Origin of the sequence: Amycolatopsis sp. NPDC021455, assembly GCF_040640995.1 — a bacterium.
Classification (GTDB): domain Bacteria; phylum Actinomycetota; class Actinomycetes; order Mycobacteriales; family Pseudonocardiaceae; genus Amycolatopsis.
In genome coordinates, this window is sequence record NZ_JBFACT010000001.1 from 389,138 (window position 1) to 409,331 (window position 20,194).

27 protein-coding genes are annotated in these 20,194 nt (G+C 68.2%); 26 read left to right on the plus strand and 1 reads right to left on the minus strand.

Annotated elements, in window-relative coordinates:
- Positions 1-64: 64 nt before the first annotated feature.
- Complete coding sequence (locus AB0G28_RS02100) at positions 65-3,976, plus strand: DNA-directed RNA polymerase subunit beta' (protein WP_361082053.1); 3,912 nt, start codon at positions 65-67, stop codon at positions 3,974-3,976.
- Between the two features lie 58 nt (positions 3,977-4,034).
- On the opposite strand, the gene AB0G28_RS02105 is transcribed toward AB0G28_RS02100, so the two are convergent.
- A complete protein-coding gene (locus AB0G28_RS02105) occupies positions 4,035-4,535 on the minus strand; it encodes an Lrp/AsnC family transcriptional regulator (protein ID WP_361082055.1) in 501 nt (166 codons plus the stop codon).
- A gap of 95 nt (positions 4,536-4,630) precedes the next feature.
- Here AB0G28_RS02105 and AB0G28_RS02110 point away from each other — a divergent pair, with 95 nt between their 5' ends.
- The 25 genes from AB0G28_RS02110 to rplF all read left to right on the plus strand — a co-directional run bounded on the left by AB0G28_RS02110 (position 4,631) and on the right by rplF (position 20,192).
- Complete coding sequence (locus AB0G28_RS02110) at positions 4,631-5,809, plus strand: MFS transporter (RefSeq protein WP_361082057.1); 1,179 nt, start codon at positions 4,631-4,633, stop codon at positions 5,807-5,809.
- Between the two features lie 95 nt (positions 5,810-5,904).
- Entirely contained in the window at positions 5,905-6,546 is a 642-nt protein-coding gene (locus AB0G28_RS02115) for a zinc ribbon domain-containing protein (protein WP_361082059.1), read from the plus strand.
- Between the two features lie 37 nt (positions 6,547-6,583).
- Complete coding sequence (locus AB0G28_RS02120) at positions 6,584-6,808, plus strand: hypothetical protein (protein ID WP_361082061.1); 225 nt, start codon at positions 6,584-6,586, stop codon at positions 6,806-6,808.
- Between the two features lie 136 nt (positions 6,809-6,944).
- Complete coding sequence (locus tag AB0G28_RS02125) at positions 6,945-7,100, plus strand: hypothetical protein (protein ID WP_086857727.1); 156 nt, start codon at positions 6,945-6,947, stop codon at positions 7,098-7,100.
- A gap of 427 nt (positions 7,101-7,527) precedes the next feature.
- The gene (rpsL, locus tag AB0G28_RS02130; protein WP_003102113.1) at positions 7,528-7,902 is read left to right on the plus strand and encodes a 30S ribosomal protein S12; all 375 of its coding nucleotides are present in this window, start codon (positions 7,528-7,530) and stop codon (positions 7,900-7,902) included.
- Positions 7,902-8,372, plus strand: coding sequence for a 30S ribosomal protein S7 (gene rpsG / locus AB0G28_RS02135; protein ID WP_003102106.1), 471 nt, complete (start codon positions 7,902-7,904; stop codon positions 8,370-8,372). The genes rpsL and rpsG overlap by 1 nt, the downstream gene beginning before the upstream one ends.
- Before the next feature lie 63 nt (positions 8,373-8,435).
- Positions 8,436-10,535, plus strand: coding sequence for an elongation factor G (fusA, locus tag AB0G28_RS02140; protein WP_361082063.1), 2,100 nt, complete (start codon positions 8,436-8,438; stop codon positions 10,533-10,535).
- A 129-nt stretch (positions 10,536-10,664) separates the two neighbouring features.
- A complete protein-coding gene (gene tuf, locus AB0G28_RS02145; protein WP_091304691.1) occupies positions 10,665-11,858 on the plus strand; it encodes an elongation factor Tu in 1,194 nt (397 codons plus the stop codon).
- Positions 11,859-12,268: 410 nt separating this feature from the next.
- The gene (gene rpsJ / locus AB0G28_RS02150) at positions 12,269-12,574 is read left to right on the plus strand and encodes a 30S ribosomal protein S10 (protein ID WP_003102098.1); all 306 of its coding nucleotides are present in this window, start codon (positions 12,269-12,271) and stop codon (positions 12,572-12,574) included.
- Between the two features lie 33 nt (positions 12,575-12,607).
- On the plus strand, positions 12,608-13,264 hold the full coding sequence (gene rplC / locus AB0G28_RS02155) for a 50S ribosomal protein L3 (RefSeq protein WP_361082066.1): 657 nt from the start codon (positions 12,608-12,610) through the stop codon (positions 13,262-13,264).
- Complete coding sequence (gene rplD / locus AB0G28_RS02160) at positions 13,261-13,950, plus strand: 50S ribosomal protein L4 (protein ID WP_361082068.1); 690 nt, start codon at positions 13,261-13,263, stop codon at positions 13,948-13,950. The genes rplC and rplD overlap by 4 nt, the downstream gene beginning before the upstream one ends.
- Positions 13,947-14,258, plus strand: a complete 312-nt coding sequence (gene rplW, locus AB0G28_RS02165; RefSeq protein WP_003102087.1) for a 50S ribosomal protein L23 — start codon at positions 13,947-13,949, stop codon at positions 14,256-14,258. The genes rplD and rplW overlap by 4 nt, the downstream gene beginning before the upstream one ends.
- A 15-nt stretch (positions 14,259-14,273) precedes the next feature.
- Entirely contained in the window at positions 14,274-15,107 is an 834-nt protein-coding gene (rplB, locus tag AB0G28_RS02170; protein WP_361082070.1) for a 50S ribosomal protein L2, read from the plus strand.
- An 18-nt stretch (positions 15,108-15,125) separates the two neighbouring features.
- Positions 15,126-15,407, plus strand: coding sequence for a 30S ribosomal protein S19 (gene rpsS / locus AB0G28_RS02175; RefSeq protein ID WP_003102083.1), 282 nt, complete (start codon positions 15,126-15,128; stop codon positions 15,405-15,407).
- A gap of 31 nt (positions 15,408-15,438) precedes the next feature.
- Positions 15,439-15,855, plus strand: a complete 417-nt coding sequence (gene rplV, locus AB0G28_RS02180; RefSeq protein ID WP_003102079.1) for a 50S ribosomal protein L22 — start codon at positions 15,439-15,441, stop codon at positions 15,853-15,855.
- The gene (gene rpsC / locus AB0G28_RS02185; protein WP_323329520.1) at positions 15,855-16,676 is read left to right on the plus strand and encodes a 30S ribosomal protein S3; all 822 of its coding nucleotides are present in this window, start codon (positions 15,855-15,857) and stop codon (positions 16,674-16,676) included. Before rplV ends, rpsC begins: the two co-directional genes overlap by 1 nt.
- A gap of 3 nt (positions 16,677-16,679) precedes the next feature.
- Positions 16,680-17,099 carry a 50S ribosomal protein L16 gene (gene rplP, locus AB0G28_RS02190; protein WP_004558864.1) on the plus strand — a complete coding sequence of 140 codons (420 nt, stop codon included), beginning with the start codon at positions 16,680-16,682 and terminating at the stop codon, positions 17,097-17,099.
- Positions 17,099-17,347: a 50S ribosomal protein L29 gene (gene rpmC, locus AB0G28_RS02195; protein WP_013222608.1), complete on the plus strand. Its 249-nt coding sequence runs from the start codon at positions 17,099-17,101 to the stop codon at positions 17,345-17,347. Before rplP ends, rpmC begins: the two co-directional genes overlap by 1 nt.
- Positions 17,344-17,622, plus strand: coding sequence for a 30S ribosomal protein S17 (rpsQ, locus tag AB0G28_RS02200; protein WP_004558866.1), 279 nt, complete (start codon positions 17,344-17,346; stop codon positions 17,620-17,622). The genes rpmC and rpsQ overlap by 4 nt, the downstream gene beginning before the upstream one ends.
- A gap of 95 nt (positions 17,623-17,717) precedes the next feature.
- Positions 17,718-18,086, plus strand: a complete 369-nt coding sequence (gene rplN / locus AB0G28_RS02205; RefSeq protein ID WP_004558867.1) for a 50S ribosomal protein L14 — start codon at positions 17,718-17,720, stop codon at positions 18,084-18,086.
- On the plus strand, positions 18,086-18,400 hold the full coding sequence (rplX, locus tag AB0G28_RS02210; protein ID WP_361082073.1) for a 50S ribosomal protein L24: 315 nt from the start codon (positions 18,086-18,088) through the stop codon (positions 18,398-18,400). The genes rplN and rplX overlap by 1 nt, the downstream gene beginning before the upstream one ends.
- Complete coding sequence (rplE, locus tag AB0G28_RS02215) at positions 18,400-18,963, plus strand: 50S ribosomal protein L5 (RefSeq protein WP_072474758.1); 564 nt, start codon at positions 18,400-18,402, stop codon at positions 18,961-18,963. The genes rplX and rplE overlap by 1 nt, the downstream gene beginning before the upstream one ends.
- 4 nt (positions 18,964-18,967) lie before the next feature.
- On the plus strand, positions 18,968-19,153 hold the full coding sequence (locus tag AB0G28_RS02220; protein WP_004558870.1) for a type Z 30S ribosomal protein S14: 186 nt from the start codon (positions 18,968-18,970) through the stop codon (positions 19,151-19,153).
- Positions 19,154-19,237: 84 nt separating this feature from the next.
- On the plus strand, positions 19,238-19,636 hold the full coding sequence (rpsH, locus tag AB0G28_RS02225; RefSeq protein WP_004558871.1) for a 30S ribosomal protein S8: 399 nt from the start codon (positions 19,238-19,240) through the stop codon (positions 19,634-19,636).
- A gap of 16 nt (positions 19,637-19,652) precedes the next feature.
- A complete protein-coding gene (gene rplF / locus AB0G28_RS02230; RefSeq protein ID WP_361082076.1) occupies positions 19,653-20,192 on the plus strand; it encodes a 50S ribosomal protein L6 in 540 nt (179 codons plus the stop codon).
- Positions 20,193-20,194: the final 2 nt, after the last annotated feature.

A 20,194-nucleotide genomic window follows, 5' to 3' on the forward strand; every position in this document is an offset into this window, starting at 1 on the left:
CCCGTGGGCCCCGCCTCGCCCGCCGACCCCTCTCTAGCCGATACAACCCCAAGGGGACTTAGACGTGCTGGACGTCAACTTCTTCGATGAGCTCCGCATTGGTCTCGCCACGGCCGACGACATCCGTCAGTGGTCGTACGGCGAGGTCAAGAAGCCGGAGACCATCAACTACCGGACGCTCAAGCCCGAGAAGGACGGCCTCTTCTGCGAGAAGATCTTCGGCCCGACCCGGGACTGGGAGTGCTACTGCGGCAAGTACAAGCGCGTCCGCTTCAAGGGCATCATCTGTGAGCGCTGCGGCGTCGAGGTGACCCGCGCGAAGGTGCGCCGCGAGCGGATGGGCCACATCGAGCTGGCCGCCCCGGTCACCCACATCTGGTACTTCAAGGGTGTTCCCTCGCGCCTCGGCTACCTGCTGGACCTGGCGCCGAAGGACCTCGAGAAGATCATCTACTTCGCGGCTTACGTCATCACCGGCGTGAACACGGAGCTGCGCCACAACGACCTGCCGACCCTCGAGAACGAGATCGGCGTCGAGCGCAAGAACCTCGAGACCAAGCGTGACGCGGACATCGAGGCGCGCGCGCAGAAGCTGGAAGCCGACCTGGCCGAGCTGGAGGCGGAGGGCGCCAAGTCCGACGTCCGCCGCAAGGTCAAGGAGGGCGGCGAGCGCGAGATGCGCCAGATCCGTGACCGCGCCGGTCGCGAACTGGACCGTCTCGAGGAGGTCTGGACGACCTTCACCAAGCTCGACACCCGCCAGCTGATCGCCGACGAGCTGCTCTACCGCGAGCTGGTCGACCGCTACGGCGAGTACTTCACCGGCGGCATGGGCGCGGAGGCCATCCAGAAGCTGGCCACCGAGTTCGACGTCAACGCCGAGGCCGAGAGCCTGCGCGACACCATCCGCAACGGCAAGGGGCAGAAGAAGCTCCGCGCGCTGAAGCGGCTCAAGGTCGTCGCGGCCTTCCAGGCCACCGGCAACGACCCGCGCGGCATGGTGCTCGACGCCGTCCCGGTCATCCCGCCGGACCTGCGCCCGATGGTGCAGCTGGACGGTGGCCGCTTCGCGACCTCCGACCTGAACGACCTGTACCGCCGGGTCATCAACCGGAACAACCGCCTCAAGCGGCTGATCGACCTCGGCGCGCCCGAGATCATCGTCAACAACGAGAAGCGGATGCTGCAGGAGGCCGTCGACGCGCTGTTCGACAACGGCCGCCGCGGCCGTCCGGTCACCGGCCCGGGCAACCGGCCGCTGAAGTCGCTGTCCGACCTGCTCAAGGGCAAGCAGGGCCGGTTCCGCCAGAACCTGCTCGGCAAGCGCGTCGACTACTCGGGCCGTTCGGTCATCATCGTGGGTCCGCAGCTGAAGCTGCACCAGTGCGGCCTGCCGAAGGACATGGCGCTCGAGCTGTTCAAGCCGTTCGTCATGAAGCGGCTGGTCGACCTGAACCACGCGCAGAACATCAAGTCCGCCAAGCGGATGGTGGAGCGCTCGCGGCCGCAGGTGTGGGACGTGCTGGAAGAGGTCATCACGGGCCACCCGGTGATGCTGAACCGCGCGCCGACGCTGCACCGCCTCGGCATCCAGGCCTTCGAGCCGCAGCTGGTCGAGGGCAAGGCCATCCAGCTGCACCCGCTGGTCTGCGAGGCGTTCAACGCGGACTTCGACGGTGACCAGATGGCGGTGCACCTGCCGCTGTCGGCCGAGGCGCAGGCCGAGGCCCGGATCCTGATGCTGTCGGCGAACAACATCCTGTCGCCGGCGTCGGGCCGTCCGCTCGCCATGCCGCGGCTGGACATGGTCACGGGCCTGTTCCACCTGACCCGCCTCAACGAGGACGCCGAGGGCGCGGGCAACGCGTACTCGTCGCCCGCCGAGGCGATCATGGCCTTCGACCGCAAGGCGCTGGGCCTGCACGCCCCGATCAAGATCCGCATCACCGACCGTCAGCCGGCGAAGGCCGACGAGCCGGCGCTCGCGGAGAAGGGCTGGGAGCCGGGCAAGCCGTGGCTGGCCGAGACGACCCTGGGCCGCGTGCTGTTCAACGAGCTGCTGCCGGCGGACTACCCGTTCATCAACGAGCCGATGCCGAAGAAGCGGCAGGCCGCGATCGTGAACGACCTCGCCGAGCGGTACTCGATGACCCAGGTCGCGCAGACCCTGGACCGCCTGAAGGACGCCGGGTTCTACTGGGCGACCCGCTCGGGCGTCACCGTCGCCATCTCGGACGTGCTCACCCCGGTGGGCAAGGCCGCCATCCTCGACGAGTACGAGGGCAAGGCCTCCCAGGTGGAGAAGCGCTACCAGCGCGGTCAGCTGTCGCACACCGAGCGCAACAACGAGCTCGTCAAGGTGTGGACGCAGGCCACCGAAGAGGTCCACAAGATCATGGAGACGGCGCTGCCGGACGACAACCCGATCGCCATGATCGTGAAGTCGGGCGCGGCGGGCAACATGACGCAGGTCCGGTCGCTGGCCGGGATGCGTGGCCTGGTGTCGAACCCGAAGGGTGAGTACATCCCGCGTCCGATCAAGGCCAACTTCCGTGAGGGCCTGTCGGTGGCGGAGTACTTCATCGCGACGCACGGTGCCCGGAAGGGCCTGGCGGACACGGCGCTCCGGACCGCCGACTCGGGTTACCTGACCCGGCGTCTGGTGGACGTCTCGCAGGACGTCATCGTCCGCGAGATCGACTGCGGCACCACCCGCGGCATCATGATGCCGATCGGCGAGGACATCGGCGACGGCAAGGTCCTGCGCGACCAGCACGTCGAGACCAGCGTGTACGCGCGGAACCTCGCGACGGACGCGGTGGACGCCAAGGGCAACGTCGTGCTGAACGCCGGCGACGACCTGGGCGACCCGGCCATCGAGAAGCTGCTCGGCAGCGGCATCTCGAAGGTCAAGGTCCGCTCGGTGCTGACGTGCGAGTCGGCCGTCGGTATCTGCGCGACCTGCTACGGCCGCTCGATGGCGACCGGTCAGCTCGTCGACGTCGGCGAGGCGGTGGGTATCGTCGCCGCCCAGTCGATCGGTGAGCCGGGTACGCAGCTGACGATGCGTACGTTCCACCAGGGTGGTGTGGCCGGTGACGACATCACGACCGGTCTGCCGCGTGTCCAGGAGCTGTTCGAGGCCCGTGTCCCGAAGGGCAAGGCGCCGATCGCCGACGTCGATGGCCGCGTGCGCATCGAGGAGAGCGAGCGGTTCTGGAAGATCACGCTGATCCCGGACGACGGCGGCGAAGAGATCGTCTTCGACAAGCTGTCCAAGCGGCAGCGGCTCGCGAACACCCCGAACGGCCCGCTGGGCGACGGCGACCACGTCAACGTCGGTCAGCAGCTGCTCGAGGGCACGCCGGACCCGCACGAGGTCCTGCGGGTCATGGGGCCGCGCGAGGCGCAGATGCACCTGGTGGACGAGGTCCAGAAGGTGTACCGGGCGCAGGGTGTGTCGATCCACGACAAGCACATCGAGGTCATCGTCCGGCAGATGCTGCGCCGGGTGACGATCATCGACTCCGGGGCCACGGACTTCCTGCCGGGCGAGCTGCCCGAGCGGACCAAGTTCGAGGCGACGAACCGGGCCGCGGTCGCCGAGGGTGGCGAGCCGGCTTCGGGCCGCCCGGTGCTGATGGGCATCACGAAGGCGTCGCTGACCACGGACTCGTGGCTGTCGGCGGCGTCGTTCCAGGAGACCACGCGAGTCCTGACCGACGCGGCGATCAACGGCCGCTCGGACAAGCTCGTGGGCCTCAAGGAGAACGTGATCATCGGTAAGCTGATCCCGGCCGGTACGGGCATCAACAAGTACCGCAACATCCAGGTGCAGCCGACCGAGGAGGCCCGGGTCGCGGCGTACGCGATCCCGTCCTACGACGACGGCTACTACACCCCGGACGTGTTCGGTACGGGCACCGGTGCCGCGGTCCCGCTGGACGACTACGACTTCGGCCGCGACTTCCGCTGAGGTTGAACGACGGGAAAGGCCCCTGCCGGGTTTCCGGCGGGGGCCTTTCCCGTTGCGGTCACGACCAGCCTTCGGCCTTGGTCGCCCGGAGGAAGTCGTCCGACGGCGGTTGCACCGGGCGTCCTTCGTACTGCGTCGACAGCACCACCGAGGACCGCAGCTCGCCGTGCTTGCCCAGCCGCTCCAGCAGGCCCTCGAAGTGCTCCAGCGAAGCCGCCCGGATCTTCAGCATCGTGCAGTGGTCGCCGCTGAGGCGGTGGATCTCCACGACCTCCGGGTAGTCCTCGGCCTTCGACGTCTTCAGCAGGCAGCTGCTCAGCGCGCACCGCATCTCGACGAACGCCTGCAGCGGCTGGCCCGCCCGCCGCGCGTCGACCTGGGCGCGGTAGCCGGTGATCACCCCGGTCTCCTCCAGCCGCCGCACGCGGTCGGCCACCGCCGGGGCCGACAGGTTGATCCGCCGGCCGAGCTCCTTGAACGACAGCCTCCCGTCGGCCTGAAGGAGGTCGAGGAGCCGCCAGTCGACCTCGTCCAGGGGCTTTTCCGAACGGAAGGTCATGGGGCCCATTTTCCTTCCGAAGCCGTGCCCGGGCGACCGAAATTCCGTGCGCGGGCCCTTCGGACGGCCGCCCGGAATTCCTAAAGTTGCTGGTCATGGGGACTTCGACGGTGGCCGGCCGGACCCGGTCCATGGGGGCGTTGTTCGTCGGTGTCGCGTTGCTCAACACGGCCACGGTCGGCCTGGGCACCGCGGGCACCCTGATCGTCGCCGCGGGTCGTGGCCCCGGCTGGAGTGGCCTGCCGAGCGTCGCGAACGTGCTCGGCACGGCCGCCGGGGCGCTCGGCGCCGGTCTGCTGCTGTCCCGCCACGGCCGCCGTCGCGTGCTGGCCGGGGGATACGGCGTCGCGGCGGCCGGCGCGCTGGTCGCGTTCGCGGGCGCGCTGACGACGTCGATGCCGCCGTTGCTCGCAGGCATCCTGCTCGTGGGCCTCGGCAACGGCGGTGCGCAGCTGTCCCGCTACCTCGCCGCCGACCTGTACCCGGACGAACACCGCGGCCGCGCGCTCTCGAACGTCGTCTGGGCCGGGACGGCCGGCGCGCTCGCCGGCCCGGCGCTCATGTCCCCGGCGGCGCACGTCGTGTCGGGCTTCGGGTGGCCTTCGCTGTCGGGCCCGGTCGCGGTTTCGGTCCTGGCCACGGCGGGAGCGGCGCTGGCCACGGTGTTCCTGCCCCGGCACGTCCCGCCGCCGCGGGAACCCGCCGTCGCCGGGACCGGGGGACCGGTGTGGACGGCCACCGTCGTGCGGCCGCTGGTCGCGATGGTCGCCGCGCAGCTCACGATGGTCGCGGTGATGACGATGACGCCGGTGCAGCTGCGGGACCACGGGCACGGTCTCGACGTCGTCGGCTGGGTCCTGGGCGCGCACGTGTTCGGCATGTTCGCGCTGGCCCCGCTGTCCGGGCGGATCGCCGACCGCTGGGGGCCGCGCGTCACGGTCAACGCGGGACTCGGCGTCCTGGCGGTCTCGGCGGCGACCGCGCTCGCGGCGCCGGCGGCGCACACCTCGGGCCTGCCGGTGGCCCTGTTCCTGCTGGGGTACGGCTGGAACCTCGTGTTCGTCGGCGGGAGCTCGCAGCTGAGCCGCGACCTCGCGCCCGAAACGCGCAGCCGGGTGCAGGGCACGGTCGACGCGGTCGTGTGGTCCGCCTCCGCGCTCGCGGCCCTGGGTTCGGGGCAGCTGTTCGCCGGCGGCGGGTACGCGCTCGTCGCCGTCGTCGGCGGGATCCTGGCCGTGCTCCCGCTCGTGTTGCTCGCTCCCCGCCGGCCGTGACAGCCGGTGATCTTCCCAGGTCGACGGAAAGTAGCGGGGCCGTTGTCGGCAAAACTCTCCTCGCCGGCGTCGCCGAAGGCCGGCGAAGATGGGCCGTGGCTGACTCTGTGCCCTTCACGGACAACTTCTCGGACCTCTCGAACCTGCAGGGGTACCAGTTCGAGTTCCGGTGCGAACGCTGCGGCAACGGCTATCGGTCGGCCTTCCAGCGCGACAACGTCGAGACCGGGCGAAGCGTGCTTCGCGCCGTCGGCTCGTTCTTCGGCGGGACGCTGCGGGACCTGAGCAACTCGGCCGACCAGTGGCGCTACGACCGCGCGACGAACTCGCCGGCCAAGGACCGCGCCCTGGCCGCGGCGGTCAAAGAGATCACCCCGAGCTTCCGCCAGTGCCGCGGCTGCGGCGACTGGATGTGCCACGACCAGTGCTGGAACGAGGAGATCGGCCAGTGCCTGCGGTGCTCCCCGAGCGTCGCGGAGGAGATCTCCCGCGCCCAGGCGTCCGCGCAGCGCGACCAGATCTGGGACAAGGCCCGCGAGAAGGACTGGACGTCCGACCTCGACATCGACACCCGCGCGAAGGTCACCTGCCCGGGCTGCGGCCTCAAGGCCGACGGCGGCAAGTTCTGCTCGTCGTGCGGCACGTCGCTGGCCCTGAAGGTCAGCTGCGGCGGCTGCGGCAGCGAGAGCAACAAGCCGGGGGCGATGTTCTGCTCGGACTGCGGCGCCAAGCTCTGAGCCAGCGAGGACGTCGCGCCCCGGGCACCATGGGGGCATGACGCCCGTCACGAAGCGCCTCACGGTGGTGGCCGTCCTGCTGATCACGGCGGGCGCGGTCCTGCTGTCGGTGGGCTCGATCGGCTTCCAGGCGACGTCCGACCGGCCCGACGCCAACATCGGCGCCGGGTTCGCCCTCATCGCCGGGCCGTACGTCGTCGGCCTCGGTCTCGTGTTCGCGCTGTCGGCGGCCTTGACCCACCTCACGACGCGCCGTCGCTGATCCGCCACCGCTCGTGAGATCCCCCGGAAGAGTGTGACGCACGGAACGGCCGATCCGGTCCCACTGCGTCACCCGACCGGGTAATGGGTAGGTTTCGGCGCAAGGGGAAGCAGGGACGAAGCGCTAGGAGTGTGTGATGACCAGCACCGAAGGGGCCGGACGGCCCGACGAAGAACCGAAGTCGACGGGGAGCCACGCGGCCCCCGAGGGAGCTGGCGTGCACCCGCTCATCGACCTGTCCCGGGACCCGAACCCCGGGAAGCCGGACCACGCGAAGCCGGACGAAGACTGAGCTCACCGGCGTGACCTGACGGGCCGTGCCGCCAGGCGCGGCCCCGTCGGCGTCCCCGCGTCGCCGCTTTCCGGGTGTGGGCGGCGGCGGACCGGGGTAACCGGCCCACGGGCCGGAACATTCCGCGGTCCGGCGGTGTTGAGAGGTAGGCTGAAGGTTCGCCGACCTACAGACCCCCCGCCGCGTCCCCTCCGGACCCGGGCGGGTATCTTTGGAGACCGTGCCCGGCATGCGTCGGGCCGCTCCGCGTGCCGTGCGCATGGGCGGGGTGCGATCAGCACCCGGTCACCGGCTTCGGCAGGTCGGGGTTCCGACGGAAATCCCTCCGGGAAGTTACCGGTCGTCAGACCGTGACGCGGGCCGACACGCCCGACCGCGGGGGCCGGTGAAGACACGAAGAAGCAGATCACGACAGGAAGCTGGTCCATTGCCCACGATCCAGCAGCTGGTCCGCAAGGGCCGCCAGGACAAGGCTGCCAAGCAGAAGACCGCGGCCCTCAAGGGGAGCCCGCAGCGGCGCGGCGTGTGCACCCGCGTGTACACCACCACCCCGAAGAAGCCGAACTCGGCGCTGCGCAAGGTCGCGCGTGTGAAGCTGACCAGCGGCATCGAGGTCACCGCCTACATCCCCGGTGAGGGCCACAACCTGCAGGAGCACTCGATGGTGCTCGTGCGTGGTGGTCGTGTGAAGGACCTTCCGGGTGTCCGTTACAAGATCATCCGCGGTTCGCTCGACACGCAGGGTGTCAAGAACCGCAAGCAGGCGCGCAGCCGGTACGGCGCGAAGAAGGAGAAGAGCTAATGCCCCGCAAGGGTCCGGCCCCCAAGCGGCCGCTGATCTCCGACCCCGTCTACGCCTCCCCGCTGGTCACCCAGCTGGTGAACAAGGTGCTGAAGGACGGGAAGCGGTCCCTGGCCGAGCGCATCGTGTACGGCGCGCTCGAAGGCGCTCGCGAGAAGACGGGCACCGACCCGGTCGTCACGCTGAAGCGCGCTCTCGACAACGTGAAGCCCACCATCGAGGTGAAGAGCCGCCGCGTAGGTGGCGCCACCTACCAGGTGCCGATCGAGGTCAAGCCGGGTCGCTCCACGACCCTGGCGCTGCGCTGGCTGGTCTCCTTCTCGCAGGCCCGCCGCGAGAAGACGATGATCGAGCGCCTGCAGAACGAGCTCCTGGACGCGTCCAACGGCCTCGGTGCCTCGGTGAAGCGTCGCGAGGACACGCACAAGATGGCCGAGTCCAACCGGGCCTTCGCGCACTACCGCTGGTGATCACCGCCCGGCTGTCGACCAAGCCATGCCGGGCCCCAAGCTTGAGAACAGGGGAACACTCTCGTGGCACGTGAAGTGCTGACCGACCTGAACAAGGTCCGCAACATCGGCATCATGGCCCACATCGACGCCGGCAAGACGACCACCACCGAGCGGATCCTGTTCTACACCGGGGTCAACTACAAGATCGGTGAAGTCCACGACGGCGCCGCCACCATGGACTGGATGGAGGAGGAGCAGAAGCGGGGTATCACCATCACCTCGGCTGCCACCACCACCTTCTGGGACGACCACCAGATCAACCTGATCGACACCCCCGGGCACGTCGACTTCACCGTCGAGGTGGAGCGCAACCTGCGGGTGCTCGACGGCGCGGTCGCCGTCTTCGACGGCAAGGAAGGTGTCGAGCCGCAGTCCGAGCAGGTCTGGCGGCAGGCGGACAAGTACGACGTCCCGCGCATCTGCTTCGTCAACAAGATGGACAAGCTGGGTGCGGACTTCTACTACACCCTGCGCACCATCGAGGAGCGCCTCGGCGTCAAGCCGCTGGCGATCCAGCTGCCCATCGGCGCCGAGAACGACTTCGAAGGCGTCGTCGACCTGGTCCGCATGAAGGCCCTGGTCTGGCGCGGCGAGGTGCAGAAGGGCGAGGACTACACCGTCGAGGAGATCCCGGCCGACCTGGCCGACCGGGCCGCGGAGTACCGCGAGAAGCTGGTCGAGACCGTCGCCGAGACCGACGACTCCCTGATGGAGAAGTTCCTCGAGGGCGAAGAGCTGTCCGAGGCCGAGATCAAGTTCGGCATCCGCAAGCTCGTCATCACCCGGGCGGCCTTCCCGGTCCTGGCCGGTTCCGCGTTCAAGAACAAGGGCGTGCAGCCCATGCTCGACGCGGTCATCGACTACCTGCCGTCGCCGCTGGACGTCCCGGCCGTCGAGGGCCTGCTGCCCGACGGCGAGACCGTGGCGACCCGCAAGGCGTCGGTCGACGAGCCGTTCGCCGCGCTCGCGTTCAAGATCGCCGCGCACCCGTTCTTCGGCAAGCTGACCTACATCCGGGTGTACTCGGGCAAGGTCGCTTCCGGCGCGCAGGTCATCAACGCGACCAAGGAGCGCAAGGAGCGCATCGGGAAGATCTTCCAGATGCACTCCAACAAGGAGAACCCGGTGGACGACGCCCAGGTCGGCCACATCTACGCGGTCATCGGGCTGAAGGACACCACCACGGGTGACACCCTGGCGGACCCGCAGAACCCGATCGTGCTGGAGTCGATGACGTTCCCCGAGCCGGTCATCCGGGTCGCGATCGAGCCGAAGACGAAGGCCGACCAGGAGAAGCTGTCCCTGGCGATCCAGAAGCTGGCCGAAGAGGACCCGACGTTCCAGGTCAAGCTGGACGAGGACACCGGCCAGACGATCATCGCGGGCATGGGCGAGCTGCACCTCGAGGTGCTGGTGAACCGGATGAAGTCCGACTACAAGGTCGAGGCGAACATCGGCAAGCCGCAGGTCGCCTACCGTGAGACGATCAAGAAGACGGTCGAGAAGCTCGACTACGTCCACAAGAAGCAGACCGGTGGTTCCGGCCAGTTCGCGAAGGTCATCGTGAAGCTGGAGCCGCTCGAGCGCACCGACGGCGCGCTCTACGAGTTCGACAACAAGGTGACCGGTGGTCGCGTGCCGCGGGAGTACATCCCGTCGGTGGACGCGGGCGCGCAGGACGCGATGCAGTACGGCGTCCTGGCCGGCTACCCGCTCGTCGGGTTGAAGTTCACCCTGTTGGATGGTGCGTACCACGAGGTCGACTCTTCGGAGATGGCGTTCAAGATCGCCGGTTCCATGGCGATGAAGGAAGCCGCGAAGAAGGCCGGCCCGGTGATCCTGGAGCCGATGATGGCGGTCGAGGTGACCACGCCCGAGGACTACATGGGCGACGTCATCGGTGACCTCAACTCCCGCCGTGGTCAGATCCAGGCCATGGAGGAGCGCTCCGGTACCCGTGTCGTGAAGGCGCTGGTCCCGCTGTCGGAGATGTTCGGCTACGTCGGCGACCTGCGGTCCCGCACCCAGGGCCGGGCGAACTACTCCATGGTGTTCGACTCCTACGCCGAGGTTCCCGCGAACGTCGCGAAGGAAATCATCGCGAAGGCGACGGGGGAATAGTTCCCCCAGCGCTCGCGGGCATTAAGGGACTCTCCTGAACGTCCGCAGCACCGACGAAGGAACAATCGTGGGGCGGCAGCCACGCCGCCCCACGAGCACAAAGCGAAATCAGTCCAGGAGGACATTCCAGTGGCGAAGGCGAAATTCGAGCGGACCAAGCCGCACGTCAACATCGGCACCATCGGTCACGTTGACCACGGCAAGACGACTCTGACCGCGGCCATCACCAAGGTGCTGCACGACAAGTACCCGGAGCTGAACGAGTCGCGGGCGTTCGACCAGATCGACAACGCGCCGGAAGAGAAGCAGCGCGGCATCACGATCAACATCTCGCACGTCGAGTACCAGACCGAGAAGCGTCACTACGCGCACGTGGACGCCCCCGGTCACGCGGACTACATCAAGAACATGATCACCGGTGCCGCCCAGATGGACGGCGCGATCCTGGTCGTGGCCGCCACCGACGGCCCGATGCCGCAGACCCGTGAGCACGTGCTGCTCGCCCGCCAGGTCGGCGTGCCCTACATCGTGGTCGCGCTGAACAAGGCCGACATGGTCGACGACGAGGAGATCCTCGAGCTCGTCGAGCTGGAGGTCCGCGAGCTGCTGTCCTCGCAGGAGTTCCCGGGCGACGACGCGCCGGTCGTGCGCGTCTCCGGCCTCAAGGCCCTCGAGGGCGACGAGAAGTGGTCCGAGGCCGTTCTCGAGCTGATGACCGCCGTCGACGACAACGTGCCGGACCCGGTGCGTGAGCTCGACAAGCCGTTCCTGATGCCGATCGAGGACGTCTTCACCATCACCGGTCGTGGCACCGTGGTGACCGGTCGCGTCGAGCGCGGCCAGATCAACGTCAACGAAGAGGTCGAGATCGTGGGTATCCGCGAGAAGTCGACCAAGACCACCGTCACCGGTGTCGAGATGTTCCGCAAGCTGCTCGACTCGGGCCAGGCGGGCGACAACGTCGGCCTGCTGGTCCGCGGTATCAAGCGCGAGGACGTCGAGCGCGGCCAGGTCGTCGTGAAGCCGGGCACCACCACCCCGCACACCGACTTCGAGGGCCGGGTCTACATCCTGTCGAAGGACGAGGGTGGCCGTCACACCCCGTTCTTCAACAACTACCGCCCGCAGTTCTACTTCCGCACCACCGACGTGACCGGCGTCGTGACCCTCCCCGAGGGCACCGAGATGGTCATGCCGGGCGACAACACCGACATCTCGGTCCAGCTGATCCAGCCGGTCGCGATGGACGAGGGTCTGCGCTTCGCCATCCGCGAGGGTGGCCGGACCGTCGGCGCGGGCCAGGTCACCAAGATCATCAAGTGATTCGGCGCCCCGCCCGGGGGCAATACACCCCCGGGTTCGGGGCGTCAAATCACGTGTGCGACACTATTCAGGTTGCTCGTCCTGGGGCGGCCGATCCCTGTCAGGGGTCCGGCCGCCCTGGTGCGAGTGGCCACGGTCCGCCGAGCTCTTCCTTCGGGTTGCAGGCGAGCGGGCAAGGGCAGTGAGACGGTCACGCTGGTAAAGGCCCAGCCGGCTCATCGCCTCCTCACGTTGAGGAAGACCAGGCAAGACGACGATCCCGCGGGATCCGTCTGTGCGTCGGGCGCGACACGCCCGACCGCGTGGACCGGGGACAGGGCCGTTGAACTGCGGAAACCCACGCCAGGGTAGAGATACCGGGCCGGGTTTGTGAGATAGCGGCACGAGACGACAAGGAACGAGCAGCCACCATGGCGGGACAGAAGATCCGCATCCGGCTCAAGGCCTACGACCACGAGGCGATCGACACCTCGGCGCGCAAGATCGTGGAGACGGTCACGCGCACCGGCGCCCGGGTTGTCGGGCCGGTGCCGCTGCCCACCGAGAAGAACGTTTACTGCGTCATCCGCTCGCCGCACAAGTACAAGGACTCGCGCGAGCACTTCGAGATGCGCACGCACAAGCGTCTGATCGACATCCTCGACCCGACGCCGAAGACGGTCGACGCGCTCATGCGCATCGACCTGCCGGCGAGCGTCGACGTCAACATCCAGTAGTAGCGGCGGGCGAGCGGCGGAGATAAGAGACTCATGTCTGACAGGCAGATGAAGGGCATCCTGGGCACCAAGCTCGGCATGACCCAGGTCTTCGACGAGCAGAACCGGGTCGTCCCGGTCACTGTCGTCAAGGCCGGTCCGAACGTGGTCACCCAGGTTCGGACCCAGGAGAAGGACGGCTACAAGGCCGTGCAGCTGGCGTTCGGCGCGGTCGACCCGCGCAAGGTGAACAAGCCGCGCACCGGCCACTTCGACAAGGCGGGCGTGACGCCGCGCCGGTTCCTCGCCGAGCTGCGCACCACCGACGCCGAGACCTACGAGGTCGGCCAGGAGATCACCGCCGAGGTGTTCGCCGCCGGCACCGAGGTCGACGTGACCGGGACCAGCAAGGGCAAGGGCTACGCGGGTGTCATGAAGCGCCACGGCTTCAAGGGCCAGGGCGCGAGCCACGGTGCCCAGGCCGTGCACCGCAAGCCGGGTTCCATCGGTGGCTGCGCCACCCCCGGCCGCGTCTTCAAGGGCCTGCGCATGGCGGGCCGGATGGGCAACGACCGGGTCACCACGCAGAACCTGACCGTGCACGCGGTGCGTGCCGAGGACGGCCTGCTGCTGATCAAGGGCGCCGTGCCCGGTCCCAAGGGCGGCGTGCTGTTCGTTCGCAGCGCCGCGAAGGGTGGTAACTCCGAATGACAAGCGTCGAGCTGAAGACCCCGGCCGGTAAAGCCGACGGCACGGTCGATCTCCCCGCGGAGATCTTCGACGTGCAGGCCAACGTCGCGCTGATGCACCAGGTCGTGGTGGCCCAGCAGGCCGCCGCGCGCCAGGGCACGCACGACACGAAGACCCGTGGTGAGGTTCGCGGTGGCGGCAAGAAGCCGTACCGCCAGAAGGGCACCGGCCGTGCCCGCCAGGGTTCGACCCGCGCGCCGCAGTTCGCCGGCGGTGGCGTCGTCCACGGCCCCACGCCGCGTGACTACACCCAGCGCACCCCGAAGAAGATGAAGGCCGCCGCCCTGCGTGGCGCCCTCTCCGACCGGGCCCGCGCCGGCCAGCTGCACGTCGTCACCGAGCTGGTGACCGGCGAGAAGCCGTCCACCAAGGCCGCCAAGACCGTGCTCGCCGCCGTGACGCAGGCGAAGCGCGTGCTCGTGGTGCTGGACCGGGCGGACGAGCTGAGCTGGGTTTCGCTGCGCAACCTGCCCGAGGTGCACCTGCTCTGGGCCGACCAGCTCAACACCTACGACGTGCTGGTCAACGACGACGTCGTGTTCACCAAGGCCGCGTACGACGCGTTCGTCGCCGGCCCCGTCCGCGGCAAGGCCGTCAAGGCTTCCGCGCGGTCGGGCGAGGTCACGGAAGGGAGTGACGAGAAGTGAGTTCGGTCGCCATTCCGGACCCCCGCGACATCCTGCTCGCGCCGGTCATCTCCGAGAAGTCCTACGGGCTGCTCGAGGACCACAAGTACACGTTCATCGTCCGCCCGGACGCCAACAAGACCCAGATCAAGATCGCGGTCGAGAAGGTGTTCGGCGTCAAGGTGGTCAGCGTCAACACGGCCAACCGCCAGGGCAAGCGGAAGCGGACTCGCGCCGGCTTCGGCAAGCGCAAGGACACCAAGCGCGCCATCGTGACTCTTTCGCCCGAGAGCAAGGCGATCGAGATCTTCGGCGGACCCACCGCGTAAAGGACTGAGCTGACAATGGGCATCCGCAAGTACAAGCCGACGACCCCGGGTCGTCGCGGTTCGAGCGTCTCGGACTTCGCCGAGATCACCCGCTCCACTCCGGAGAAGTCGCTGCTGCGTCCGCTGAGCGGGTCGGGCGGTCGCAACTCGTCCGGCAAGATCACCACCCGGCACAAGGGTGGCGGCCACAAGCGTGCTTACCGCGTCATCGACTTCCGTCGCCACGACAAGGACGGCATCCCGGCCAAGGTCGCGCACATCGAGTACGACCCCAACCGCACCGCGCGCATCGCGCTGCTGCACTACGCCGACGGCGAGAAGCGCTACATCATCGCGCCGGACAAGCTGAAGCAGGGCGACACCGTCGAGAACGGCCCGCGGGCCGACATCAAGCCGGGCAACAACCTGCCGCTGCGCAACATCCCGGTCGGCACCGTGGTGCACGCGATCGAGCTCCGCCCGGGTGGCGGCGCGAAGATGGCGCGCTCCGCCGGCGCGAAGGTGCAGCTCGTCGCCAAGGACGGGCCGTACGCCCAGCTGCGTCTCCCCTCGGGCGAGATCCGCAACGTGGACGTGCGCAACCGCGCGACGGTCGGCGAGGTCGGCAACTCCGAGCACGCCAACATCAACTGGGGCAAGGCGGGCCGCAACCGCTGGCGCGGCAAGCGCCCCACGGTCCGTGGTGTCGTCATGAACCCGGTCGACCACCCGCACGGTGGTGGTGAGGGCAAGACCTCCGGTGGTCGCCACCCGGTCAACCCGAACGGTAAGCCCGAGGGCCGCACGCGTCGCCGCAAGGCGTCCGACGCCCTCATCGTCCGCCGCCGGCGTACCGGCAAGAAGCGCTGAGCAGGGAGGTAGAAGCACATGCCACGCAGCCTTAAGAAGGGCCCGTTCGTGGACGACCACCTGCTCAAGAAGGTGGACGCGCTGAACGAATCGGGCAAGAAGACGGTCATCAAGACCTGGTCGCGCCGCTCGACGATCATCCCGGACTTCCTGGGACACACGATCGCGGTGCACGACGGCCGCAAGCACGTCCCGGTGTTCGTCACCGAGGCGATGGTGGGTCACAAGCTGGGCGAGTTCGCCCCGACGCGGACCTTCAAGGGCCACATCAAGGACGACCGCAAGTCGCGCCGCCGCTGAGCGGGCACGAGAGAGAACAAGGGAAGTAGCGATGAACGCCCAGAACGACGCGACGACCGAGGCTCTGCCTACGGCGTACGCGCGGGCTCGCTTCGTCCGGGACTCGCCGACCAAGGTGCGCCGGGTGATCGAGCTCATCAAGGGACGTAGCGCCGCCGACGCCTTGGCCGTGCTCCGGTTCGCCCCCCAGGCGGCCAGCGAGCCGGTCGCGAAGGTGCTCGCCAGCGCCGTGGCCAACGCCGAGAACAACCTTCAGCTGGACCCGGAGACGCTCTGGGTCAAGAACGCGTACGCCGACGAGGGCCCCACCCTCAAGCGGATCCGCCCGCGGGCCCAGGGCCGCGCGTACCGGATCCGCAAGCGGACCAGCCACATCACCGTCGAGGTGGAGTCGCGTCCGGCCGTCGCGCAGAAGGCTCAGAGCAAGAAGAAGGCAGGTGGCCGGTAGTGGGCCAGAAGATCAACCCGCACGGTTTCCGCCTGGGTATCACCACGGACTGGAAGTCGCGCTGGTACGCCGACAAGCAGTACGCCGAGTACGTGGCCGAGGACGTCAAGATCCGCAAGCTCCTCGCCACCGGCATGGAGCGCGCGGGCATCTCCAAGGTCGAGATCGAGCGCACCCGTGACCGCGTCCGCGTGGACATCCACACCGCCCGGCCGGGCATCGTCATCGGCCGCCGCGGCGCGGAGGCCGACCGGATCCGCGGCGCGCTGGAGAAGCTGACCAAGAAGCAGGTCCAGCTGAACATCCTCGAGGTCAAGAACCCCGAGGCCGACGCCCAGCTGGTCGCCCAGGCGGTCGCGGAGCAGCTGTCCAACCGCGTGGCGTTCCGCCGCGCGATGCGGAAGGCGATCCAGACCTCCATGCGCTCGCCGCAGGTCAAGGGCATCCGCGTGCAGTGCGGCGGTCGTCTCGGCGGTGCCGAGATGTCCCGCTCCGAGCACTACCGCGACGGCCGCGTCCCGCTGCACACGCTGCGCGCCGACATCGACTACGGCTTCTTCGAGGCCAAGACGACGTTCGGTCGCATCGGCGTCAAGGTGTGGATCTACAAGGGTGAGCTCGTCGGTGGCCTGAAGGCCCGCGAAGCCCGTGACGCCGCCGAGCGCGCGCCGCGTCGCGAGCGCAGCGACCGGCCGTCCCGCCCGCGTCGTTCCGGCGCGTCGGGCACGACCGCCACCTCGACCGAAGCCGGTCGCGCCGCCGCTGCCGCCACCACTGAGGCGGCCCCGGCCACCGAGACCGCAGAAAAGACGGAGGGCTGAGACGTGCTCATCCCGCGCAGGGTCAAGCACCGGAAGCAGCACTCCCCGAAGCGCCACGGCGCCGCCAAGGGTGGCACGAAGGTCAGCTTCGGCGAGTACGGCATCCAGGCGCTTGAGCACAGCTACGTGACGAACCGGCAGATCGAGTCCGCTCGTATCGCCATGACCCGTCACATCAAGCGTGGTGGCAAGGTGTGGACGACCATCTACCCGGACCGCCCGCTGACCAAGAAGCCGGCCGAGACCCGGATGGGTTCCGGTAAGGGTTCGCCCGAGTGGTGGATCGCCAACGTGAAGCCGGGCCGCGTGATGTTCGAGATCTCGTTCCCGAACGAGGAGACGGCTCGCGAGGCGCTGCGCCGCGCGATCCACAAGCTGCCCATGAAGTGCCGCATCGTGACCCGTGAAGGTGGTGAGTTCTGATGGCTAACGCAGGTGCCGCTCAGGCATCGGAGCTGCGTGAGCTCACCGCGGAAGAGCTCGTCCTCCGTCTGAAGGAATACAAGGAGGAGCTGTTCAACCTCCGCTTCCAGATGGCGACCGGGCAGCTCGACAACAACCGCCGTCTGCGCACCGTCCGCACGGACATCGCGCGGATCTACACGGTCATGCGCGAGCGCGAACTCGGCCTGTCCGTTGCCCCCGACGCCGAGAGTGAAGGTGCCGCATGAGCGAGCCCACCACCGAGACGCCGGCCCGGAACGACCGCAAGGTCCGCGAGGGCTACGTCGTCTCGGACAAGATGAACAAGACGATCGTGGTCGAGCTCGAGGACCGCAAGAAGCACCCCCGTTACTCGAAGGTCGTCCGCACCACCTCCAAGGTGAAGGTGCACGACGAGAACAACGAGGCGGGCGTGGGCGACCGGGTCACCCTGATGGAGACCCGCCCGCTGTCGGCATCGAAGCGCTGGCGCCTGGTGCAGATCGTGGAGAAGGCCAAGTAAGCAGGGCTCTTTTCGAGAGTTCTTAGTTCCGCAAGGCTCGCTCACAGTGCTTTCTCAAAGCAGAGCGAGAACCGGCGCGACATACAGGAGTAGACGTGATCCAGCAGGAGTCGCGGCTTCGGGTAGCCGACAACACGGGTGCGAAGGAAATCCTCTGCATCCGCGTTCTCGGTGGCTCCGGGCGGCGCTACGCCGGCATCGGCGACATCATCGTCGCCACCGTGAAGGACGCCATCCCGGCCGCCGGGGTGAAGAAGGGCGACGTCGTCAAGGCCGTCATCGTCCGCACGGTCAAGGAGCGCCGTCGTCCGGACGGTTCCTACATCCGGTTCGACGAGAACGCCGCTGTGCTCATCAAGAACGACAACGAGCCCCGCGGCACCCGCATCTTCGGCCCGGTGGGCCGCGAGCTGCGCGACCGAAAGTTCATGAAGATCATTTCGCTCGCGCCGGAGGTGCTGTGATGAAGGTGAAGAAGGGCGACACGGTCGTCGTCATCGCCGGCAAGGACAAGGGCGCCAAGGGCAAGGTCATCCAGGCCTACCCCGACCGCGAGCGCGTGCTGGTCGAGGGCGTGAACCGGATCAAGAAGCACACGCGGATCAGCCAGACCCAGCGCGGCGCGCAGTCCGGCGGCATCGTCACACAGGAGGCGCCCATCCACGTCTCGAACGTGATGGTCGTCGACTCGGACGGCAAGCCGGCCCGGGTGGGTTACCGCATCGGCGAGGACGGCAAGAAGGTCCGGATCTCGCGCCGGAACGGTAAGGACATCTGATGACCACCGCAGAGAAGGTCGCGCCGCGCCTCAAGGTGCGCTACCGCGACGAGATCAAGGGCCAGCTGCAGGCGGAGTTCTCCTTCGCCAACGTCCACCAGATCCCGGGCGTGGTGAAGGTCGTCGTGAACATGGGCGTCGGCGACGCCGCCCGCGACAGCAAGCTGATCGAGGGCGCGGTCCGCGACCTCGCCGCGATCACCGGCCAGAAGCCCGAGGTCCGCAAGGCCCGCAAGTCCATCGCGCAGTTCAAGCTGCGCGAGGGCCAGCCGATCGGCGCGCGCGTCACGCTGCGCGGCGACCGGATGTGGGAGTTCCTCGACCGGCTGCTGACCATCGCGCTGCCGCGTATCCGCGACTTCCGCGGGCTTTCGCCGAAGCAGTTCGACGGCCACGGCAACTACACCTTCGGTCTCAACGAGCAGTCGATGTTCCACGAGATCGACCCCGACTCCATCGACCGCCCCCGCGGCATGGACGTCACCGTCGTCACGACCGCCACGAACGACGACGAGGGCCGGGCGCTGCTGCGCAAGCTCGGCTTCCCGTTCAAGGAGAACTGAGCCGATGGCCAAGAAAGCACTGGTCCACAAGGCCGCGAAGAAGCCGAAGTTCGCCGTGCGCGCCTACACCCGCTGCCAGCGGTGCGGCCGCCCGCACGCCGTGTTCCGCAAGTTCGGGCTCTGCCGGATCTGCCTTCGCGAGATGGCGCACGCGGGCGAGCTGCCCGGCGTCCGCAAGTCCAGCTGGTAAGAGCTTCTATTTAACTCCACTTCGCCACAGGCCCCGCCCCCTTCGAGGGGCGGGGAACCAGGCGAGAAAGGTTGACAGGTCACCATGACGATGACCGACCCCATCGCAGACTTCTTGACGCGTCTGCGCAACGCGAACTCGGCGTACCACGACGAGGTCAAGCTCCCGCACTCGAAGCTCAAGGCGAACATCGCCGAGATCCTCAAGCGTGAGGGGTACATCGCGGGTTACCACGACGAGCCGGGCGAGAAGCACAAGAACCTCGTCGTCGAGCTCAAGTACGGCCCCAACCGTGAGCGGAGCATCGCCGGCCTGCGGCGCGTCTCCAAGCCCGGTCTGCGGGTCTACGCAAAATCGACCGAACTGCCGTCCGTGCTCGGCGGCCTGGGCATCGCGATCATCTCGACGTCCGGTGGCCTGCAGACGGACCGGCAGGCCAAGCGCAACAGCGTGGGCGGCGAAGTCCTCGCCTACGTCTGGTAAGGGAAGGGGTACAGGCATGTCACGCATCGGAAAGCTGCCGGTCGCCGTCCCTTCCGGGGTCGAGGTGACCATCGACGGTCAGCACATCAAGGTCAAGGGGCCCAAGGGCACCCTCGAGCACACCATCGCCGAGCCGATCACCGTCGAGCGCGACGAGGACGGCACGCTGCTGGTGAAGCGCCCGGACGACGAGCGCAACTCCAAGGCGCTGCACGGGCTCACCCGCACGCTGGTGAACAACCTCGTCGTCGGCGTCACCGCCGGCTACGAGAAGAAGATGGAAATCCACGGCGTGGGTTACCGCGTGCAGGCCAAGGGCTCGGACCTCGAGTTCGCCCTCGGCTACTCGCACCCGGTCAAGATCGAGGCCCCGGAGGGCATCACCTTCAAGGTGGAGACCCCGACCCGGTTCTCGGTCTCGGGCATCGACAAGCAGAAGGTCGGCCAGATCTCGGCCGTCATCCGCAAGCTGCGTCGCCCGGACCCGTACAAGGGCAAGGGCCTGCGCTACGAGGGTGAGAAGATCCGCCGCAAGGTCGGAAAGACGGGTAAGTGATC